We start from the raw sequence: 18,471 nt of genomic DNA on the forward strand, positions 1-18,471 counted from the left end.
TGCAAATGTTGCAGCAACATTTCTCGGAATAGGTTAATCTCTTTCATGGGGGTTTTATTTGTGATGTGGTTATCTCTTATAAAACCCCTTCCTGCTTACTTTTGCAACTTTTTGTCCTGTACTAAGATGTCCCCGATATCACTTTCACCCCCAACAACAGCTAAGAAAATCTGGACAGATGCCGAGAATGATATTAATAGATGGGAAATGTGATGAGCTGGTTAATGGAGGACTGAACTGCCCGATGGCTTTTTAGATGGCGAACAAGATTTAGCGATCGCGATAAACAATAAAATCGGTTAGATTAAATTTTGGAAATTTTACCCATAATTACTACGTTTAGGCTATTTTGAAAGAATGAGGTAAATACTAGTTCAAAAATACTTATCAAAACTTTTCTATCTCATACTATTTGAAGCAAACCATTATCAAGATATTTGAGTTAAAAAAATGAACACAGATACAATTTTAACTGGCTTAAAATCTTTTGAACTCAAATATAATCCCGAGTTTCTTGAAGCGGTCTTGGACAAGAAAGAAGAAATCACGCCCTATCTCATTGCCGCTTTGGAACAAGTTAGAGACGATCCTAAAAGACAGTTAAAAGAGTATGATGATGAATTATATATCTATGCCCTAATCTTGTTAGGGCATTTTCAAGAACCACAAGCTCATCAAGTAATTATCGATTTGTTCAGTTTACCTGAGCCCTTCCCAGAAGAACTATTTGGCGACATTATCACCGAATGCTTACCAATTCTTTTGTTACGAACTTGCGGAGGTTCCATTGAAGGGATAAAATCTCTCATCCTCAACAAGAATGCCTATGAATTTAGTCGTGGTTCCGCCATTGTTGCGATGAGTTATGCGTGGGTTGAGGGAATTGTTCCCCGATCGGAACTGTTATCTTTCTTTGGTGGACTATTTACAGGAGATGAAGCTGCTCCAGATTCATTTTTTTACTCTCAACTAGCCTACACTTTGTGTGATATTTGTCCTGAAGAATTAGTAGATGTCCTTAACGACGCTTTAGACCGAGAGCTATTCAATGATATAAGTATCAATCAGGACGATATTCAACAAGCCTTAGATTTAGGGCAAGAGAAAAGTCTCGCCCGTCTCAGGGAAGAAATCGCTAAAGCATCCTTAGATAACATCTATGAAGCTATCGAATACTGCACTGGTGCTCAGATTGGAATGCTTCCCCCTCCTGTAATAACTCAACCACAGGTGAATAAGCCAAAAACAAATCAAGTTTGGAAGCAGCCAAATCTTAAACCTAAAAAGAAAAAAAACTTCTGGGAGCTATAAATTATAGCTGCCGCCAATGCAAACTCAAGTCAAGGAAATTTTTGAAAGCGCTGCAAAGCAGTGCTTTCAAGAATTTCCTTGACTTGAGTTTGAGCGCAAAGCGCTGTAAATGCATACTTGCTGGGTTTATGATAAAACTTCTAAGTAAGTAGCTGGGTACAATTAAATATAAACCCCAAAAAGCTGTAGCGCACGCGCAGCGTGCGCTACAGCTTTTGATTCTGGGCTTTAATTATACTCAACCCCCTTAACTGGGCATAATTAAAACCTAACTTAGTTTTGAACTAAGACCGCAAGGAGTAATCTATTACAATGACCAAAGGCAGATTAGAGGCTTTTAGCGATGGCGTTATCGCCATTCTGATCACGATCATGGTGTTAGAGTTAAAAGTTCCCCATGCATCAACCTTAGAAGCATTACGTCCCTTGATTCCCGTATTTCTGAGTTATGTACTTAGTTTTATCTACTTGGGAATCTATTGGAATAATCATCACCATATGTTACAGGCTGTGAGACAGGTTAATGGTGGAGTTTTATGGGCAAATATGCATTTGCTATTTTGGCTATCGCTGATCCCCTTTGTAACAGCATGGTCGGGCGAGAACTTGTTCTCTGCTGTACCAGTTGCACTCTATGGTGTGGTACTTATGATGTCAGCGATCGCTTATTACATTCTGAGCCGTCTATTGATCTCTCATCATGGGCAAGATTCTACATTGGCGATCGCCCTTGGCAGAGATTTCAAAGGTAAAATCTCAGTGGTGATTTATGCCCTAGCAGTTCTGCTTTCTTTCCTAAACCCATGGCTCTCTCTCATGTTATATGTTGCCGTAGCGATTATGTGGCTAATTCCCGATCGCCGTATTGAGAGGACATTGAGTTCTTAAGTAATACCAAGGTAAGAAATGGCTACACCATTTCTTACAGCAATTATCGATCAAACAAACCACAAGAAGAGCTTTGAAAGCTCTTCTTGGTTTGGGTTTGAGCGCAAAGCGCTGTAACTTGGTATTACTTAGCCTCCATCCAATTTTTGCCCGTATGAATATCCACTTCTAGCTTTACTGACAGCTCTAGCGCCGATTCCATGGCGGTTTTGATTTTCGGTTGCAGTTCAGCAACTTCATCGGGCGGAACCTCGAATACAAGTTCGTCATGGACTTGCAGTAGCAATCGTGCTTGATAGTCTTTGAGAATTTCATGCACCCTTAACATCGCTAATTTCACAATATCGGCACTGGTTCCCTGTATTGGAGCGTTAACCGCCGATCGCAACAAGGCTGCCTTTTGATAGCCCGCCATATCCTTGAGATTGCGAAAATAGCGTCTTCTTCCTAGCACGGTTTGGACATAGCCATCGCGTTCAGCTTCCACTTCCACACTTTGCATATAGGTGAAAATGCGTTCATAGCGCTGATTAAACTTCTCAATGAATTGCTTGGCTATTTTAACGGAGACACCAATATCACGGCTAAACTTCTGCGCTCCCATGCCGTAGATTACGCCATAGTTAATGATTTTAGCGAGGCGACGTTCTTCGCTATTTACGTCTTCTTTCTCTAAGAGTAGTTGTGCTGTAACTGTATGCACATCTTCCCCAGCATTAAAGGCTCGCATCAATTCAGGTTCTTGGCTTAAATGGGCAAGAATCCGCAATTCAATCTGGGAATAGTCAGCAGCCAGTAAAATCCAATCTTCCTTGGGCAAAAATCCCGCACGGATCCGCTTACTGAAAGCAGTACGAATGGGAATATTTTGTAAATTGGGATTGGAACTACTTAAGCGTCCTGTGGCGGTAACAGTTTGATTGAAATCGGTATGCACGCGCCCAGTTTTGGGCTGAATGAGGGATGGCAAAGCATCGACATAGGTGGATTTGAGTTTCGCCAGAGTACGGTTTTCGAGAATGGTATCAATCAGAGGTTCACCTTCTAATTTATTAAGAACAGTGACATCAGTAGAGAAGCCAGTCTTGCTTTTGCGAGATGCTTTCTTAAATTTGTCGCCAAGTTTTTCCAATAAAATCTCACTCAATTGCTTTGGTGAGTTGAGGTTAAATTCCTGTCCTGATTCAGCATAGGCTTTGATCGCTAAAGCATCTAAATCCTTTTCCAGTTCCTGCGAGAAAACACTCAAATAATCCTTGTCAATTCTGATGCCACGCCATTCCATTTCCGCAAGGATTGGCTCTAGGGGCATTTCTAAGTTTTGGAACAAGTTCCATAGTTCGGGAACCTCTTTTAATTTCTCTTCTAAAATTGGTCGAATATGATAGGTAATGTAGGTGTCCATGCCGCAATATTGAGCGACAGCGGGGATATCTACTTCAGCGATCGATTTGAGTTTACCGACGAGGATTTTATAACTAACGGTGCGGATTTGCAATAATTCCATCGCCAGATCGTCAAGCTTATGACTAGCTTCGGGATCGATCGCATAGCTAGCAATCATCGTGTCAAAGACCACGCCTGCTAGTTCGATGTCTGCGGATTTAAACATCAAGCGATCGAACTTGGCATTCTGTAGGTATTTGGGATAGGTAGCATCTTCGAGAATTGGTTTGAGAATTGCTCTTACTTCTTCCCATTTCAGGTTTTGCCCAGAGCTATGACTTATATGACTTAAAGGGATATAGGCAACTTCGCTAATGGATTCTCCCCAACAGCAACCAATCCCTACTAACTCCGCCTCAAAGGGATTTAATGCCGAGGTTTCCGTATCCCATGCTGTCGGTTGTTTGTTGCTCAGGATTTGGCATAGGTTTTCTAATTTTGCGATCGTGTCAATAATTTGTACATCTAATTTCAAAGATGCGGAAGCAGCGATCGCTTGATTCTCCTCTTGCTTAGCAAAGTCAAACCATAGCTCCTCATCATCCCCATTCTGAGATGATGTTTTGCTCCCCTCTCCCTGTGGGAGAGGGGCTGGGGGTGAGGGCTTTTTCTCATAATTTCCCGACAACTTCGCCTGAATCTGATCGACTCGATTCACAAAGGCTTTTAGTTCGAGTTCCTCTAATAGTGGGATTAACTCCTGAGTGTCAAAACCTGTCAATTTACAATCAGCGATCGCGACGGGAAGCGGCACATCGGTTTTGATCGTTGCCATAAATTGCGAATGCTTCGCATCCTCAATCCCCTGCTCTAATTTGGTTTTAATCGCTCCCTTCATGCTCGGTAAAGCTGCCAAAATATTCTCTAAGCTGCCATATTCCTCTATTAATTTGACCGCCGTTTTCTCGCCAATCCCCCGCACCCCAGGAATATTATCAGAAGCATCACCGCATAGGGCTTTATAGTCCACAACCTGTGTGGGCATCACACCTAGGCGTTCTTTCACCTGATCGGCGTGATATTCGACGATCTTATCTTTTTGTCCTAAGTTCAAAACCGAAATCCGTTTGTCAGCATCAATTAACTGAAACAAATCGCGATCGCCGCTTAAGATCTTGACGGTATAGCCCTCCGCACTCGCCGCTTGAGATAACGTTCCCAATACATCATCGGCTTCAAAACCTGCTTGGGTAATCGCTGGCAGATTCATCGCGGCTAATACTTTTTGTAAGTTCTGAATATCGGGAATAAAGCTCTCAGGAGTTTCGGAGCGATTTGCTTTGTAGGTATCGTCGATTTCATGACGAAAGGTCGGGGTGGCAAGGTCAAAGGCGATCGCTACGGCAGCAGGTTTTTCGCGATCGAGCATCTCAATTAATGCTTTCAAGAAACCAAAACAAACACTAGTGGGGATTCCTGTCGAGGTGCGCAATCCGCCTTCGGGATGTTTACCAAAGGCATAAAAGGCTCGAAACGCGAGGGAATGTCCGTCAACGAGTAAAAATGTGGGATGTGCTTGTTCGCTTGACATGATGCTTAGTTGGAGATTTTGGAGATTTGGCGCGATCGCTAGTCCTAGGTTAACCGATTGCTAAGTAAGTGGCATCGTGTTGTCGCGCCTCGCGCAACAACACGATCTTGGGTTTTAATTCTGTCCTAACAAGACTGGCAGTAGCTATAAGTCTATGCCAAATACGAACACCAATCGCTCCAACTTCCTGCATACAGTTTGCCAGTCTCAATTCCTGCCAATTGCAGCGACAGTAAATTCACGCAAGCAGTTACCCCCGAACCACAATATACGATTACTTCTTGAGCATTTTGCACCTGCTGCCAACGATCGCTTTGATTGGCTATTACAAAACCTTGATCATTAGTAACTTCCAGCCAAGGATAATTAACTGCGCCTTCGATATGTCCCGCGATCGGATCGATGGGTTCGCGTTCGCCTCGATAGCGATCGCCTTCTCGCGAATCCACAAGGACGACTTCTGGCAAATCCTTACGAGCCTTTACCATTTCGCGATCGACAACTATTTCTGTTTGTAGTTTGGGAATAAACTTGCCAGCTTTTGCTTCAGGGATTTCGTTACTAACAGGGTATTTCTGTGCTTGCCATCCAGCAAAGCCACCATCTAACACTGCCCGATGCTCATGTCCCATATACTGCAATAACCACCAGAGTCTTGCGGCAAAACCCAAGCGAGAATCATCGTAGATAACGACCATGGTCTCTCCTGAAACTATGCCTATTTGGGAAAGCTTACTAGCAAGTCGGTCAAAGTCGGGTAAGGGATGTCTACCGCCATGGCTTTGGACGGGACTGGACAAATCAAGATTGAGATCGAGATAATGAGCACCCTCAATATGGCTCCCTTGATATTGCTTAAGCCCCAGTTCGGGATCGTTTAACGAAAATCGACAATCCACAATGATAAGTTGCTGATCATGGAGGTGGGTATGGAGCCATTCAGCCGAGACAACATGACGATTGCTGCTATTACTAAATATTGTCGATCGCATATTTTTCATTGGGAGGAGTAGGCAGTTATCGCTATAGCTATATTCACTTAAGTCAGGACATCAAGCCCAAGAGAGAGTTGCGGCGCGAAGCGCCGCAACTCTCTCTTGGATTCACTGACTATAGCTATAACACCAAGTTTATCAGGACATAAGGGACTGACTAAAAGAATGACTAAATTACAAACCAAAAGCCGTAAATTTGAGCCCCTACGGGGCTCAAATTTACAATTTATTTTGCGCAAGCACTTATAATTCGAGGCTCTCTAGGTTTTCTGGTTTAAGATCGCGTTCCATTAGTCCCTCAACGGCTTGTTGTAATGTAATTTCTCCTTTTAGCAGTCGGTATACGTAACGCGATACGGGGACACTTATTTTTTCCCGATCGCTAATTTCGATCAGTACGTTGGCAGTATTTACTCCCTCAGCCGTACCCTGCACCTGCGCGATCGCCTCGTCGAGACTCAGCCCCTGCGCGATCGCATAGCCCACTTGATAATTGCGACTGAGGTTGCTATTGCAGGTAGCCAGCAAATCGCCTAAACCCGATAAGCCCCAAAAAGTTTCAGGTTGCGCCCCAAAATAAACGCCGACCCGAATAATTTCGATCAGCGATCGGGCAATCAATGCCGATTTAGCATTTGTACCCAAATTTAAACCGTCACAAGCCCCCACAGCGATCGCAATAACATTTTTAAGCGTGCCACCTAACTCCACCCCGATGGGATCGGAATTTGTATAGACTCGAAAATTTCGCGATGCAAAAATATTTTGAATTAATTGAGCAGCATCAGCGTTATGGCTAGCAACCACTGTCGCCGCAGGCTTACCCTCCATAATTTCCTTGGACAGATTGGGACCCGACAAAACAACGAGGGGATGGTGGGGGACTAAGGATTGCCAAATTTGGGAGGGAGTTTTGCCCGTCGTGGGTTCTAGCCCCTTAGTGGCGCTAACCACAACTGCGTGGGGGAGTAACTTAGCAGTTTGTAATTTTTCGGCGATCGTTCTTACACCCTTAATCGAAACTGCGGATATAATCGCATCACTATTACTTACCAATGCCGCGAGTGAAGATTGACTTTGGCGCGACCAGATTTGAACATGGCAGTCATTTCTTTGAACGAGATTAGCTAGCGCCGATCCCCATGCCCCAGATCCAATGATCGTCACATTCTTTAAGTCTGATTTCATGTTTTGCATAATTATTTTGGTTAAACCCAAAGGAGCATAGCCAGTTTGAACCATTTTCCTTTGTTAGAAGTCAGGCCTTAGCAAAAACAAGACTAGAAGCCAGACTCCAAATCGAGACGGTGATATAATAGCGTGCAAAAGCCTCTCAAGTCTGAAAACTCTGATAGGTGAGATGTTGATTTACTTTAACTATCAATATCCCATCAAGAGCATTAGTTGATGAGGGGTACTTTCGCTCATTTCTTGAGGAAGGCTGGCAACAATGATCGAAATGAAGGTGGCTGGGATTGCTATTGATGCGGTCAGCCGTAATCCTATCGTCCTACTGCGAGATACTTTAGAACGGAGAGCCTTACCGATCTGGATCGGCGAGGCTGAAGCAAGAGCCATTAATGGCGCGATCGAGGGCAGACCCTTAGAACGTCCGATGACCCACGATCTCATGCTAAATTTCTTGGATGCATGGGGCATAACTGTGGAACGAGTCGTCGTTCATGCTCTCAAAAACAGTACTTTTTATGCTGTGGTAACGGTATCACAGGGAGATATCAAGAAGGATATGGACGCGCGTCCTAGTGACGCGATCGCGATCGCAGTTCGGGCTAAATGTCCGATCTGGGTAATGGAAGAGGTAATTCTCGAAGCTTCAATTCCTGTGGATCAAGATGCAGATGAGGCCGAAAGAAGAGCATTTCGCGAATTTTTAGCAAAACTCACCCCAGAAGAGTTAGTCAAAAAAAGTGGGTTAGAAAGTAATTAACGTGAGTTCGGAATAATTTGAAACGGGATTTGAGCAAGGGTTTGCTGCGCAAACCCTTGCTCAAATCCCAAAAGTAAAAGCCCTGCTATGCAGGGCTTTTACTTTTGGGATTTGAAAATTTGCCAGCTTAACCCGTTTTGATTAGCAACGGTCATAGGGCAGTTATACCAAATCACAAAATGGCGTAGCCATTTTGTGCTCTTAAAACCTTTACTGGTATTGGGTTTTAATTCCCAAAAGTGTAGCTACACTTTTGGGAATTGGTATTACTACCTTACGAAGCTTGCCTAAAAAACATGACTTTGGCGATAGGCTAGTTGGCAGCAGGCTAGTTGGCAGAATTAGTATTAGAGACTAGGTTAATAATTCCGCGCAAACGAGATTCACTAGGTTTGAGATCATTCTTGAGGTCATTATTAGTTTGATTGATCCCAAACTGTCTTTCGGCAACTTCGCCTTCTTTACCTAATACCTTTGTTGGTTGATTGTTGTAGCTGAGGGCAACCGAGGACGCATTGCCAACTCTGATGGAAATTAGGCGATCGCCAGACCAAGCGACCTTTTTGCCTTCATTCAGTACACCCTCAAATTCGGTCTTGCCATCAACCGTAACGCGCATCCAAGATTCCCCTTGCATGACCAGCCCCACATTAACAGGCTTATTACCAACAAAGGTAAAATCACCGTTAGCACCTATCTTGGCATTATTGGGCGAATTATTTGCAGCAATCCCACTACCCATAGTCCAACTCATCAGCAAATTATTGAGGCTAGAGCTAGTTTCAACTGTAGAACTAGCTGGCGATTTACCAAGATTATCCTTAGGAAGGGGGGAAACTTTAGAGTCTGGAACTGAACTGACTACGGGCAAATTTAAATTGATCGGAGATGCCAGAGCCGTTGGGTCAGTAACACCTTGTTTGAGGATTTCTAGACCACCGATTTTGGGTAGGAGGCTTTCGGTAGGCTCAACAAGCTTCGATCTGGAGTTGCCGAGCTGAGCGGCGTTACTAAAGTTAGTTTGACTGTCGTTAATCTTATTAGCATCAGGGGAATTCATAAAGGTTGCCAGCAGACTAACCGCTCCCGCGATCACCCCAACATAAAGCGCATATAGGTGTAAGGGTCTTAGCTCGGCAGCAGCACTACCAGCCCATTTTTGTTCTGGCAAAACTGGATTGAGGGGAAATTCCTCAGAAAGATCGCCAACTCCTAAAGCATTACCATACTTGCGAATAAATCCACGTACATACACAGGCTCAGGCAACGATTCCATTTCACCATCTTCGATCGCCCGTAGGTATCGTTCAGAAATTAATGTGGTCGCAGTTAGGTGAGGAATTGATAGCTCTTTATCTTCGCGAACTCGCTTAAATTGCGCTCCGATTTCTGCTAATTTCTCTGCTTGCTTCGAGGTTGTAATATTCACAATACTCACAGACATTTAGAAAGAGATTGGACTGACTGACTCAAATGGGCTTTCAGTCGAACTTGGACAACCACAAGTTCTATGTAGAGCGTTGTTGTATGGAGCAATCGAATTTAATTTAGATTACCTACCTTGACTAATATAACATTCTGCAAAGTTTTCACAGCAAATTATACCAAAACTAATTTTATCTGAACAGCTATTGTGCTTAAAGCTAATGGCTTAAAGCTATTGTGCTTAAAGCTATTGTGCTTTAAGCCATTAGCTATCGCCAAATGTACGAGGACATAAACCCCAAGAATTGACTGGCGGCGCGAAGCGCCGCCAGTCAATTCTTGGGGTTTGATTTGTTAAACCAGAGAGCATACCGCCCACGCAGCGGGCGGTATACTCTTCTAGGTTTTAAGTTTACTTATGCCTAGCTACTTAAAAGATCAATTTATACCTATTCCCGAAGTGTGACAACACTTTTGGGAATTAAAGACCGAACCCAGTGAGGGTTTTCCAAACTCAAAATGGCGTAGCCGTTTTGAGATTTGGTATTATAGCTGCCGCCAGTTTTGTTAGGACAAAATCAAAACCCCAAAGAGAGTTGCCGCGCGGAGCGCGGCAACTCTCTTTGGGGTTTTATGTCCTGATACAGTTGGCGGTAGCTATAATTTGTCTTTGAGCAAATTGCCAGCAAAAAATGTCTGTGCCACAGAATTAATGCTACAGAAGTAATTATTTAACGATATGGCTGCTGTCATCGCTTGCATTAGGACAGAATCAAATCCCAAGAATAGAATGGCGGCGCTTCGCGCCGCCATTCTATTCCCAAAGATGGGTGGCGGCGCGAAGCGCTGCCACCCATCTTTGGGGATGGCTATAGCAGTTGAGCCTGTTGAAACGTGGGATACAAGGTCGCGATCTCACGATCGCTTAAATGTCTATAGGTTCCGCTTTTAAGGTTATTGAGCGAAATTGAGGCGATCGCCACTCGATGCAATGCTAAAACTGGATGCCCGAATTGTTCCGCCATTTTCCGAATTTGCCGATTGCGTCCTTCAGACAGAACTATTTGTAATAGGGTGCGGGAATTCTGGTGGGGAGAACGTTCTACTTGAAGAACATTGACAACAGCAGGAAAAGTCCTTTTACCCTCAAGCATAATTCCCTCTTGCCATTGTTTAATCTTGATCTCGCTGGGAATATCCTTGACCCAAACTTCGTAGGTTTTGGAAACGTGATGCCGAGGATGCATTAAGTAATTGGCAAATTCACCATCATTAGTGAGGATCAAGGCTCCACTGCTGTTGTAGTCCAACCTTCCCACGGGGTAAACATGTTTGTATGGCGATGGCAGAATGTCTATCACAGTTCTGCGGGATTGGGGATCATCACAGGTAGAAACTACACCGATGGGTTTATTAAGTAGTAGATATATCAACTGGGGAGCATGGGTTTGCAATAACTTGCCATCAACTTCAATGCGATCGCGCTCTGGGTCGGCTTTAGTTCCCAATTCAGCGATCGTCTGACCATTGATTGCCACCCTGCCAGCCAAAATTAGCTGCTCGGCTTCTCTACGAGAGGCAATGCCATGCCTAGAAAGAATTTTTTGTAAGCGATCGCCCATGCCTAAATATTAATCGATTAGTTTGGTTAACCAGCATAACAAGTATCGCTATCGTTACCAAATCTTAAGAAACAGAGTCTTGATGCGCTTACTGCATCGCGCCATTGCAATTATTAAATAATATTGAAAAATATGTAGTTTCCTATACGAAGCGGGATCAAAACGTTAAGTAGTGTAAAGCCCATACAAAGTCGCAATAGCGCTTGAAAACTAGGAATTTGGGATTTTGCTCCAACAGCGATCGCCCCAATATAAAGTTTCGAGAATGAGCCAAGAAAACAGCAAATAGCAAAAAACATGGCAAATAAAATTGAAGACCTCAAAGCTGTCAAGGATGGTCTGGCGATTAAAGCCGAAATAGCTCGCTTCGCGGAAATTGGCTGGGAAGCGATCGACGATGACGATTTGCAGCATCGCCTGAAATGGCTAGGCGTATTTTTTCGTAAAAGTACCCCTGGGCGTTTTATGGTCAGGATGCGAATTCCCAATGGATTGTTGAACAGCGATCAAATGCGTGTCCTTGCTTCTGTAGTTGAGAAGTGCGGCGACCATGGCGTAGCGGATATTACCACCCGCCAGAATATCCAGATGCGTGGCATCGAGATCGAAGATGTACCTGAGATGTTTGAGAAGTTTCGCGCTGTCGGTCTGACAAGCGTTCAGTCAGCGATGGACAATATTCGGAATATTACGGGATCGCCTGTGGCGGGTATTGATGCCAATGAGCTTTATGACACTCGCGAGCTCGCCATCCAAGTTCAGAACCTACTGACCAATAATGGTGAAGGCAATGCCGCCTTTACGAACTTACCTAGGAAATTTAATATTGCGATCGCTGGTTGTCGTGATAATTCTACCCATGCGGAGATCAACGATCTCGCTTTTATTCCTGCTTTTAAAGAAGACTCTTCCGAAACCTTTGGCTTTAACGTTCTCGTAGGTGGATTCTTCTCAGCGAAACGGATTGCGGCGGCAATTCCTCTTAACGTATGGGTTCCTCCTGAGGATGTGGTTGCACTCTGCGAAGCCTTACTCATCGTATTTCGCGACCATGGTCTGCGCGAAAACCGTCAAAAAGCTCGACTGATGTATCTCATTGATGAGTGGGGAATTGAAAAATTCCGTATAGAAGTTGAGAAGCAGATGGGTAAGTCCTTAGCCACAGCGGCGGCTAAAGATGAGATCTCATGGGAAAAACGCGACCATATCGGCATTCACCCCCAAAAGCAAGAGGGATTAAATTACGTCGGGCTCCAAATTCCCGTCGGGCGCATGTATGCTGCCGATCTATACGAACTCGCTCGTCTTGCCGATACTTACGGCAATGGCGATATCCGTCTTACGGTTGAGCAAAATCTGCTGATCACCCATGTTAGCGATCGCCAAGTGCCACTACTTCTGCAAGAGCCCATCCTTCAGAAGTTCCCGGCCGCGCCGAACAACCTCATGCGGGGACTGGTATCCTGCACGGGGAATCAGTTTTGCCCAGTAGCGATCGTGGAAACGAAAAATCGTTCCCTTGCCCTTACCCATCAGCTTGCCGAAGATTACGATCTTCCTAAAGTAGTACGCATCCATTGGAGTGGTTGCCCCAACTCTTGCGCTCAGCCACAGGTTGCCGACATCGGCTTTACTGGTTGTAAAACTCGCAAGAATGGCAAGGTTGTCGATGGCGTTGATATTTACATGGGTGGCAAGGTGGGCAAGGATGCCCATCTCGGCACATGTGTCATGGAAAAAGTTCCCTGTGAAGATCTGCGAGAAGTCGTCGGGAAGCTCTTAATGGAAAACTTCGGTGCAACCCCTAAGCAACAAGCGATCGCCCAACCTTCGGCGGAATTGATCTTAGTTAGTTCTTAGTTAGTTCTTAGCTAGTTAAGGCAGTTCTAAATTATTTCAGGATTACATTCAGTCCCACTCAGTTATCAAATTTACCAGTTATCAAATTTACCAGTCATCAAATTTACCAGTCATTAAATTTAAGGAAATCAAGGAAATCCATGAGTACATTCTCTCGTCGCAAGTTTTTAACCACCGCAGGGCTTTCTACTGTTAGTGCGATCGCTTTAAATGCCTGTACGGGTGGCGAAGCACCGAAAACCGAAACCACCAGCGCTGCTAGCCCCTCAGCAAGTAAATCGCCAACCACGTCAGTAAGTGCCGCAGGTGCACCTGAAGTTACGAAAGCAAAATTAGGATTCATTGCCCTTACCGATGCTGCGCCTCTAATTATCGCGAAAGAAAAAGGCTTGTTTGAGAAGTATGGCATGAAGGATGTAGAAGTTCTCAAGCAAGCTTCTTGGGGAACTACGCGCGACAATATTGCCCTTGGGTCGGACGCTGGTGGTATTGACGGAGCGCATATTTTGTCACCAATGCCTTACTTACTCACGGAAGGCAAAATCACCAATGGCAAAAAAGTGCCCATGTATATCTTGGCAAGGCTCAATACCAACGGTCAAGCGATGTCGATCGCTAATGATTTTAAAGAACTCAAAATCACCCTCAAGAGCGATTCTCTCAAAGACAGTTTTACCAAAATCAAGTCTGGGGGCAAAGAGATCAAGTGTGCGGTGACTTTTCCTGGGGGAAATCACGATCTATGGATGCGTTACTGGTTAGCGGCGAATGGGATCGATCCAGACAAGGATGTCAATACGATTGTCGTTCCCCCACCACAAATGGTTGCCAACATGAAAGCTGGCAACATGCAAGCCTTCTGTGTGGGCGAACCTTGGAATGCCCGTCTAGTCGCCCAAAACTCTGGCTATACGGCTTTTATCACAGGTGAATTTTGGAAAGATCATCCTGAGAAAGCCTTCACGATGCGTGCTGACTGGGTTGACAAGAATCCCAAGGCGGCTAAAGCTATCCTTGCCGCAGTTCTCGAAGCTCAGGTTTGGTGTGAACAAGCCGCAAATAAAGAAGAGATGTGTAAGATCGTCGGTGCGGATAAATGGTTAAAAGTTCCTCCTGCCGAAATTTTAGGTAGACTCCAAGGCAAGGTTGATTATGGCGATGGTAGAACCCTCGACAATCCCGATCTGGCGATGAAGTTCTGGAAGGATTCTGCTTCCTATCCCTACAAGAGCCACGATATTTGGTTTGTGACCGAAGATATGCGCTGGGGCTATCTTGATGCTGAGACTGATGCCAAGAAATTGGTCGATAAGGTCAATCGCGAAGATCTATGGAAGGAAGCGGCAAAAATGATCGGCAAAGAAGCTGATATTCCTAAGAGTACTTCCCGTGGAGTTGAGACTTTCTTTGATGGTGTCAAGTTCGATCCTGAAAATCCCAGTGAATATCTCAAAGGGCTCAAGATCAAGAAAGCATAGTCCAAATCTTCATCTCGCATCATTCCATCTATTCGCAAAAACAAGGGGCTAAAGCCCCTTGTCATCATTATTAAACTTATAACTTATCAAGGATATATCCAAATGGCGACAGGGAGCTTAAGTTCTAAATTTACAGCTAACTACATTGGTGAATGGCTGCAACAACAAGCCCGTTACATAATTCCCCCCGTACTGGCTTTGGTGTTTCTGTTAGGCACATGGCAAATGCTCTGTTCGGGGAAAACGCCACCGCTTCCACCACCGAGCAAGGTATGGCAGGAAACTCAAGAATATATTTGGCATCCGTTCTTCGATCGCGATGTTTATGATGTCAGCGCCAAGGATAAAGTCGATAGCCCCGCCCGTAAAGAACTGAAGGAAAAACTAACCATTGAGAAGGGACTGGGCGTGAAAACCATGGTCAGTTTGCGGCGCGTGGCGATCGGTTATACTGCTTCCGCATTAATCGGTATTTCCCTCGGCATTGCGATCGGCACAAATGTATTTCTCTATCGAGCCTTTGACCCGATTTTTCAAGTACTCCGCACAATTCCACCACTGGCATGGTTACCGATCGCCATGTCCGCCTTTCAAGGAGTAAATGAATCGCTCAAGTCCATAGGACTTGATGTCACCGAAGCCGCCGCCCTATTTGTGATTTTTGTAACTTCCATCTGGCCGATCCTCATGAATACCGCTGTGGGCGTGCAACAGGTTCCCCAAGATTACCGTAACGTCTCTCGCGTACTGCGTTTGAGTAAGTTTGATTATTTCATTACGATCCTGATGCCTTCGGCAGCTCCCTATATTTTTACAGGCTTGCGGATTGCTGTCGGGCTATCGTGGTTAGCGATCGTCGCCGCCGAAATGCTGACGGGTGGCGTAGGCATCGGCTTCTTTATCTGGGATAGCTACAACAGCCAAAAGAGTAGTGAGTTGATTCTATCCTTGGTGTATATCGGCTTAGTGGGCTTCATGCTTGATAAGGTCGTTTATTACCTAAGCAAACTCGTTGCCCAGTCAGATGCTTAGCGATTAAATCTCTGCTCCCCTTGACACCTTATTCTTTCCCTTAAACTCCTTCTTCCCATGCAGACTCTCGATCTTACCGATAATAACCAGCAAATACATCAAGATCCCTTTTTAGTGATCGATGGAGTTTCTAAGGTCTATCCAACTCCGAAAGGCTTCTACACCGTTCTCCAAGATGTGAATTTAACCATCTATGAAGGTGAATTTATCTGCGTGATCGGGCATTCAGGTTGCGGCAAATCAACTCTTTTAAATATGGTGGCTGGGTTTAACCGACCGACTTCTGGCGAAATTTGCTTGCGATCGCGTCCTATTCTCCGCCCAGGTCCCGATCGCATGGTGGTATTCCAAAACTATTCTTTGCTCCCTTGGATGACCGCCTTTGAGAATGTCTATCTTGCGGTCAAGCAGGTGTATAAAGACAAGTCTAAAGAGGAAAAAATCAAAATTGCGCATGAGGCTCTAGAGCTAGTCGGCTTAACCGAAGCAATGCACAAAAAGCCGAAGGAGCTTTCGGGCGGAATGCGCCAGCGGGTATCGATCGCCCGTGCATTATCCATCCGTCCAGAAGTTCTCATCCTTGACGAACCTTTTGGAGCCTTAGATGTCATGACCCGCGAAGAGCTGCAAGAAGAACTCTTAGCCATTTGGCGCAAAAATCGCGTTACGGCGCTGATGATTACCCATGAGATTGATGAAGCACTTTTCCTCGCCGATCGCATCGTGATGATGAGCAATGGTCCCGCCGCCAATATTGCCGAAGTTATCGATGTTCCCTTTGCCCGTCCTCGCGACCGTAAAGCGATCGCCGATGATCCTCGTTACTACACCCTCCGCAATTACATTTTGGAATTTCTGTATAACCGCTTTGCCCTCGCCGATGAGGCTGAATAATTAACCTGAATAATTAACTATGTCCACATTCCTAGAAATCGATCACGTCAGTCGCGTTTTTAAAACCAAAAACCGAGAACCCTACGTTGCCGTCAAAGATGTTTACTTTGAGATGAAGGAGGGAGAATTTGTCTCCATCATTGGACATTCAGGCTGTGGCAAGTCCACGGTTCTCAATATTTTGTCTGGGTTGGACAAGGCGAGTACAGGGGGAATTGTCCTCGAGGGCAGGGAAGTCCGCGAACCAGGCCCCGATCGCATGTTAGTGTTCCAAAACCATTCATTATTGCCTTGGTTGACGGTAAGGCAGAACATTGGGTTGGCGGTCAATCGCGTTTTACGAGATTTGCCGAAGGCGGAACGTCGTCGCATCATTCAAGAAAATATCGATCTGGTGGGATTAAGTCATGCCGCTGAGAAATATCCAAGAGAGATTTCGGGAGGAATGAAGCAAAGGGTGGGAATCGCTCGCGCCTTATCGATTAAGCCCAAAATTCTGTTGCTAGACGAACCCTTTGGCGCTTTAGATGCGCTCACCAGAGGTCGATTGCAAGAGAAATTAATGCAGATTTGTGACGAGCATAAAATTTCGGCGGTGATGATCACCCATGACGTTGATGAAGCGCTACTGCTGAGCGATCGCATCATCATGATGACCAATGGGCCCGAAGCCAAAATCGGTCAAGTTCTCACCGTCGATTTGCCCCATCCTCGCAAACGCTTGGAATCCGTCAATCATCCCAATTACTATCGGCTTCGGGGCGAAGTAGTCAACTTCCTCGATCGCCAAAAGCAGATCAAACTAGAAAAGGCAAAACTCAAGAGTAACGCAGCTATCAGTCTTGGGAGTATTGAGAAAACCAATCTTACCATCGGCTATATTCCTCTCACCGATTGCGCTCCCTTGGTGATCGCACAAGAGAAGGGGCTGTTTGCTAAATATGGATTAGATGTCAAACTCTCCAAGGAAACGAGTTGGAATGACCTAGCCGAGGGAATTCGCGAAGGACGTTTGGACGCAGCACAGATGGTTACGGGAATGCCCCTAGCGATCACCCTAGGTATGGGTAATCGCACCCCCGTTCCCATCGTGACCGCGCTAACCTTAAACCGCAATGGCAATGCCATCACCCTCAGCCATAAACTGCAAGAGGAAGGCGTAACCGATCTCGCTTCCCTCAAGACCTATATTGCCACGTATGAAGATGCCTATAGACCAGCAATGGGTATGGTGCATCACGCATCAATGCACAACTTAATGCTGCGTCATTGGTTAGCCAGCGGTCAGATCGAGCCCGATCGCGATGTCGATGCGATCGTCATCCCCCCACCCCAGATGGTTTCTAACCTGATCGCCAACAATATCATCGGTTACTGCGTCGGCGAGCCTTGGAACGTTCGGGCTGTCAATACTAATGCGGGCTTCGTGGTCGCCACCGATCTCGATATTTGGCGCGGTCATCCTGAGAAGGTATTAGGCGTTCGTAAAGATTGGGCGGAGATGTATCCCCATACCCATTTAGCGATCGTCAAAGCATTGCTGGAAGCCTCGCAATTTTGCGAACCCTTAGAAAATCGCGACGAAGTTGTGTTGACTTTAGCAAAAAACGAATACCTCAATCTCGACCCCGTTTATATTCGTCCTGGGTTTGCGGGTCCCTATCGCGTTAGTACGATGGAAGCGAAATATGAGCAGGATTTCTGTCAATTTGGCGTTGGGAATATGCCATCCCATAAGGAACAGCTATGGGTACTAGCCCAAATGGCGCGTTGGGGGTTAGTTAATTTCCCTGAGAATCATGCCGAGGTAATTGATAACTTACTAGCAACGGATGTCTATCAGCAAGCGGCCAAGGAGTTAGAACTACCAATTGTTGAGGAGGACGGGGAGCCGATCGTTTTAGCGGATGGATCGCGATTTGATCCGCAGGATCCCATCGCTGCCTTGCGATCTATGCCCTATTCCCAATTTACCGAAGCCAGCTATTTCGACCCCGTTAAAGGTTTTGCCACCAAAAAAGTAGCGGTTCGCCAATAGTTA

Annotated in this window: 13 protein-coding genes; 8 read left to right on the top strand and 5 right to left on the bottom strand. The window is 45.3% G+C overall.

Going from position 1 to position 18,471, the window contains the following annotated elements:
* The first annotated feature begins 450 nt into the window (after positions 1-450).
* Both PseudUWO310_RS18445 and PseudUWO310_RS18450 read left to right on the top strand, forming a co-directional pair.
* Entirely contained in the window at positions 451-1,311 is an 861-nt protein-coding gene (locus PseudUWO310_RS18445) for a DUF1186 domain-containing protein (protein WP_223805746.1), read from the top strand.
* Positions 1,312-1,623: 312 nt separating this feature from the next.
* On the top strand, positions 1,624-2,199 hold the full coding sequence (locus PseudUWO310_RS18450; RefSeq protein ID WP_142603874.1) for a TMEM175 family protein: 576 nt from the start codon (positions 1,624-1,626) through the stop codon (positions 2,197-2,199).
* Positions 2,200-2,323: 124 nt separating this feature from the next.
* Here PseudUWO310_RS18450 and polA read toward each other — a convergent pair whose 3' ends face one another.
* The 3 genes from polA to PseudUWO310_RS18465 all read right to left on the bottom strand — a co-directional run bounded on the left by polA (position 2,324) and on the right by PseudUWO310_RS18465 (position 7,359).
* A complete protein-coding gene (polA, locus tag PseudUWO310_RS18455) occupies positions 2,324-5,176 on the bottom strand; it encodes a DNA polymerase I (protein WP_142603876.1) in 2,853 nt (950 codons plus the stop codon).
* A 152-nt stretch (positions 5,177-5,328) separates the two neighbouring features.
* Complete coding sequence (locus PseudUWO310_RS18460; protein ID WP_142603878.1) at positions 5,329-6,177, bottom strand: sulfurtransferase; 849 nt, start codon at positions 6,175-6,177, stop codon at positions 5,329-5,331.
* A 237-nt stretch (positions 6,178-6,414) separates the two neighbouring features.
* Positions 6,415-7,359 carry an NAD(P)H-dependent glycerol-3-phosphate dehydrogenase gene (locus PseudUWO310_RS18465; RefSeq protein ID WP_142603881.1) on the bottom strand — a complete coding sequence of 315 codons (945 nt, stop codon included), beginning with the start codon at positions 7,357-7,359 and terminating at the stop codon, positions 6,415-6,417.
* Between the two features lie 262 nt (positions 7,360-7,621).
* Here PseudUWO310_RS18465 and PseudUWO310_RS18470 point away from each other — a divergent pair, with 262 nt between their 5' ends.
* Complete coding sequence (locus tag PseudUWO310_RS18470) at positions 7,622-8,119, top strand: bifunctional nuclease family protein (RefSeq protein ID WP_009626099.1); 498 nt, start codon at positions 7,622-7,624, stop codon at positions 8,117-8,119.
* A 328-nt stretch (positions 8,120-8,447) separates the two neighbouring features.
* Here PseudUWO310_RS18470 and PseudUWO310_RS18475 read toward each other — a convergent pair whose 3' ends face one another.
* Both PseudUWO310_RS18475 and PseudUWO310_RS18480 read right to left on the bottom strand, forming a co-directional pair.
* Entirely contained in the window at positions 8,448-9,563 is a 1,116-nt protein-coding gene (locus tag PseudUWO310_RS18475; RefSeq protein WP_142603882.1) for a helix-turn-helix domain-containing protein, read from the bottom strand.
* Positions 9,564-10,413: 850 nt separating this feature from the next.
* Positions 10,414-11,166 (bottom strand): pseudouridine synthase, encoded by a 753-nt coding sequence (locus PseudUWO310_RS18480; protein WP_142603884.1) that lies wholly within the window; start codon positions 11,164-11,166, stop codon positions 10,414-10,416.
* Between the two features lie 285 nt (positions 11,167-11,451).
* On the opposite strand from PseudUWO310_RS18480, the gene PseudUWO310_RS18485 reads away from it, so the two are divergent.
* From PseudUWO310_RS18485 to PseudUWO310_RS18505, 5 genes are all read left to right on the top strand, one after another.
* Positions 11,452-13,026, top strand: coding sequence for a ferredoxin--nitrite reductase (locus PseudUWO310_RS18485; protein WP_223805748.1), 1,575 nt, complete (start codon positions 11,452-11,454; stop codon positions 13,024-13,026).
* Positions 13,027-13,166: 140 nt separating this feature from the next.
* Positions 13,167-14,504, top strand: a complete 1,338-nt coding sequence (locus tag PseudUWO310_RS18490) for a CmpA/NrtA family ABC transporter substrate-binding protein (protein ID WP_142603888.1) — start codon at positions 13,167-13,169, stop codon at positions 14,502-14,504.
* 102 nt (positions 14,505-14,606) lie between these two features.
* Entirely contained in the window at positions 14,607-15,536 is a 930-nt protein-coding gene (gene ntrB, locus PseudUWO310_RS18495; protein WP_142603889.1) for a nitrate ABC transporter permease, read from the top strand.
* Between the two features lie 57 nt (positions 15,537-15,593).
* A complete protein-coding gene (locus PseudUWO310_RS18500) occupies positions 15,594-16,430 on the top strand; it encodes an ABC transporter ATP-binding protein (protein WP_142603891.1) in 837 nt (278 codons plus the stop codon).
* 19 nt (positions 16,431-16,449) lie between these two features.
* Positions 16,450-18,468, top strand: coding sequence for a nitrate ABC transporter ATP-binding protein (locus PseudUWO310_RS18505; RefSeq protein ID WP_142603893.1), 2,019 nt, complete (start codon positions 16,450-16,452; stop codon positions 18,466-18,468).
* The last annotated feature ends 3 nt before the right edge of the window (positions 18,469-18,471 follow it).

This window comes from Pseudanabaena sp. UWO310 (assembly GCF_006861605.1).
Taxonomy (GTDB): domain Bacteria; phylum Cyanobacteriota; class Cyanobacteriia; order Pseudanabaenales; family Pseudanabaenaceae; genus Pseudanabaena.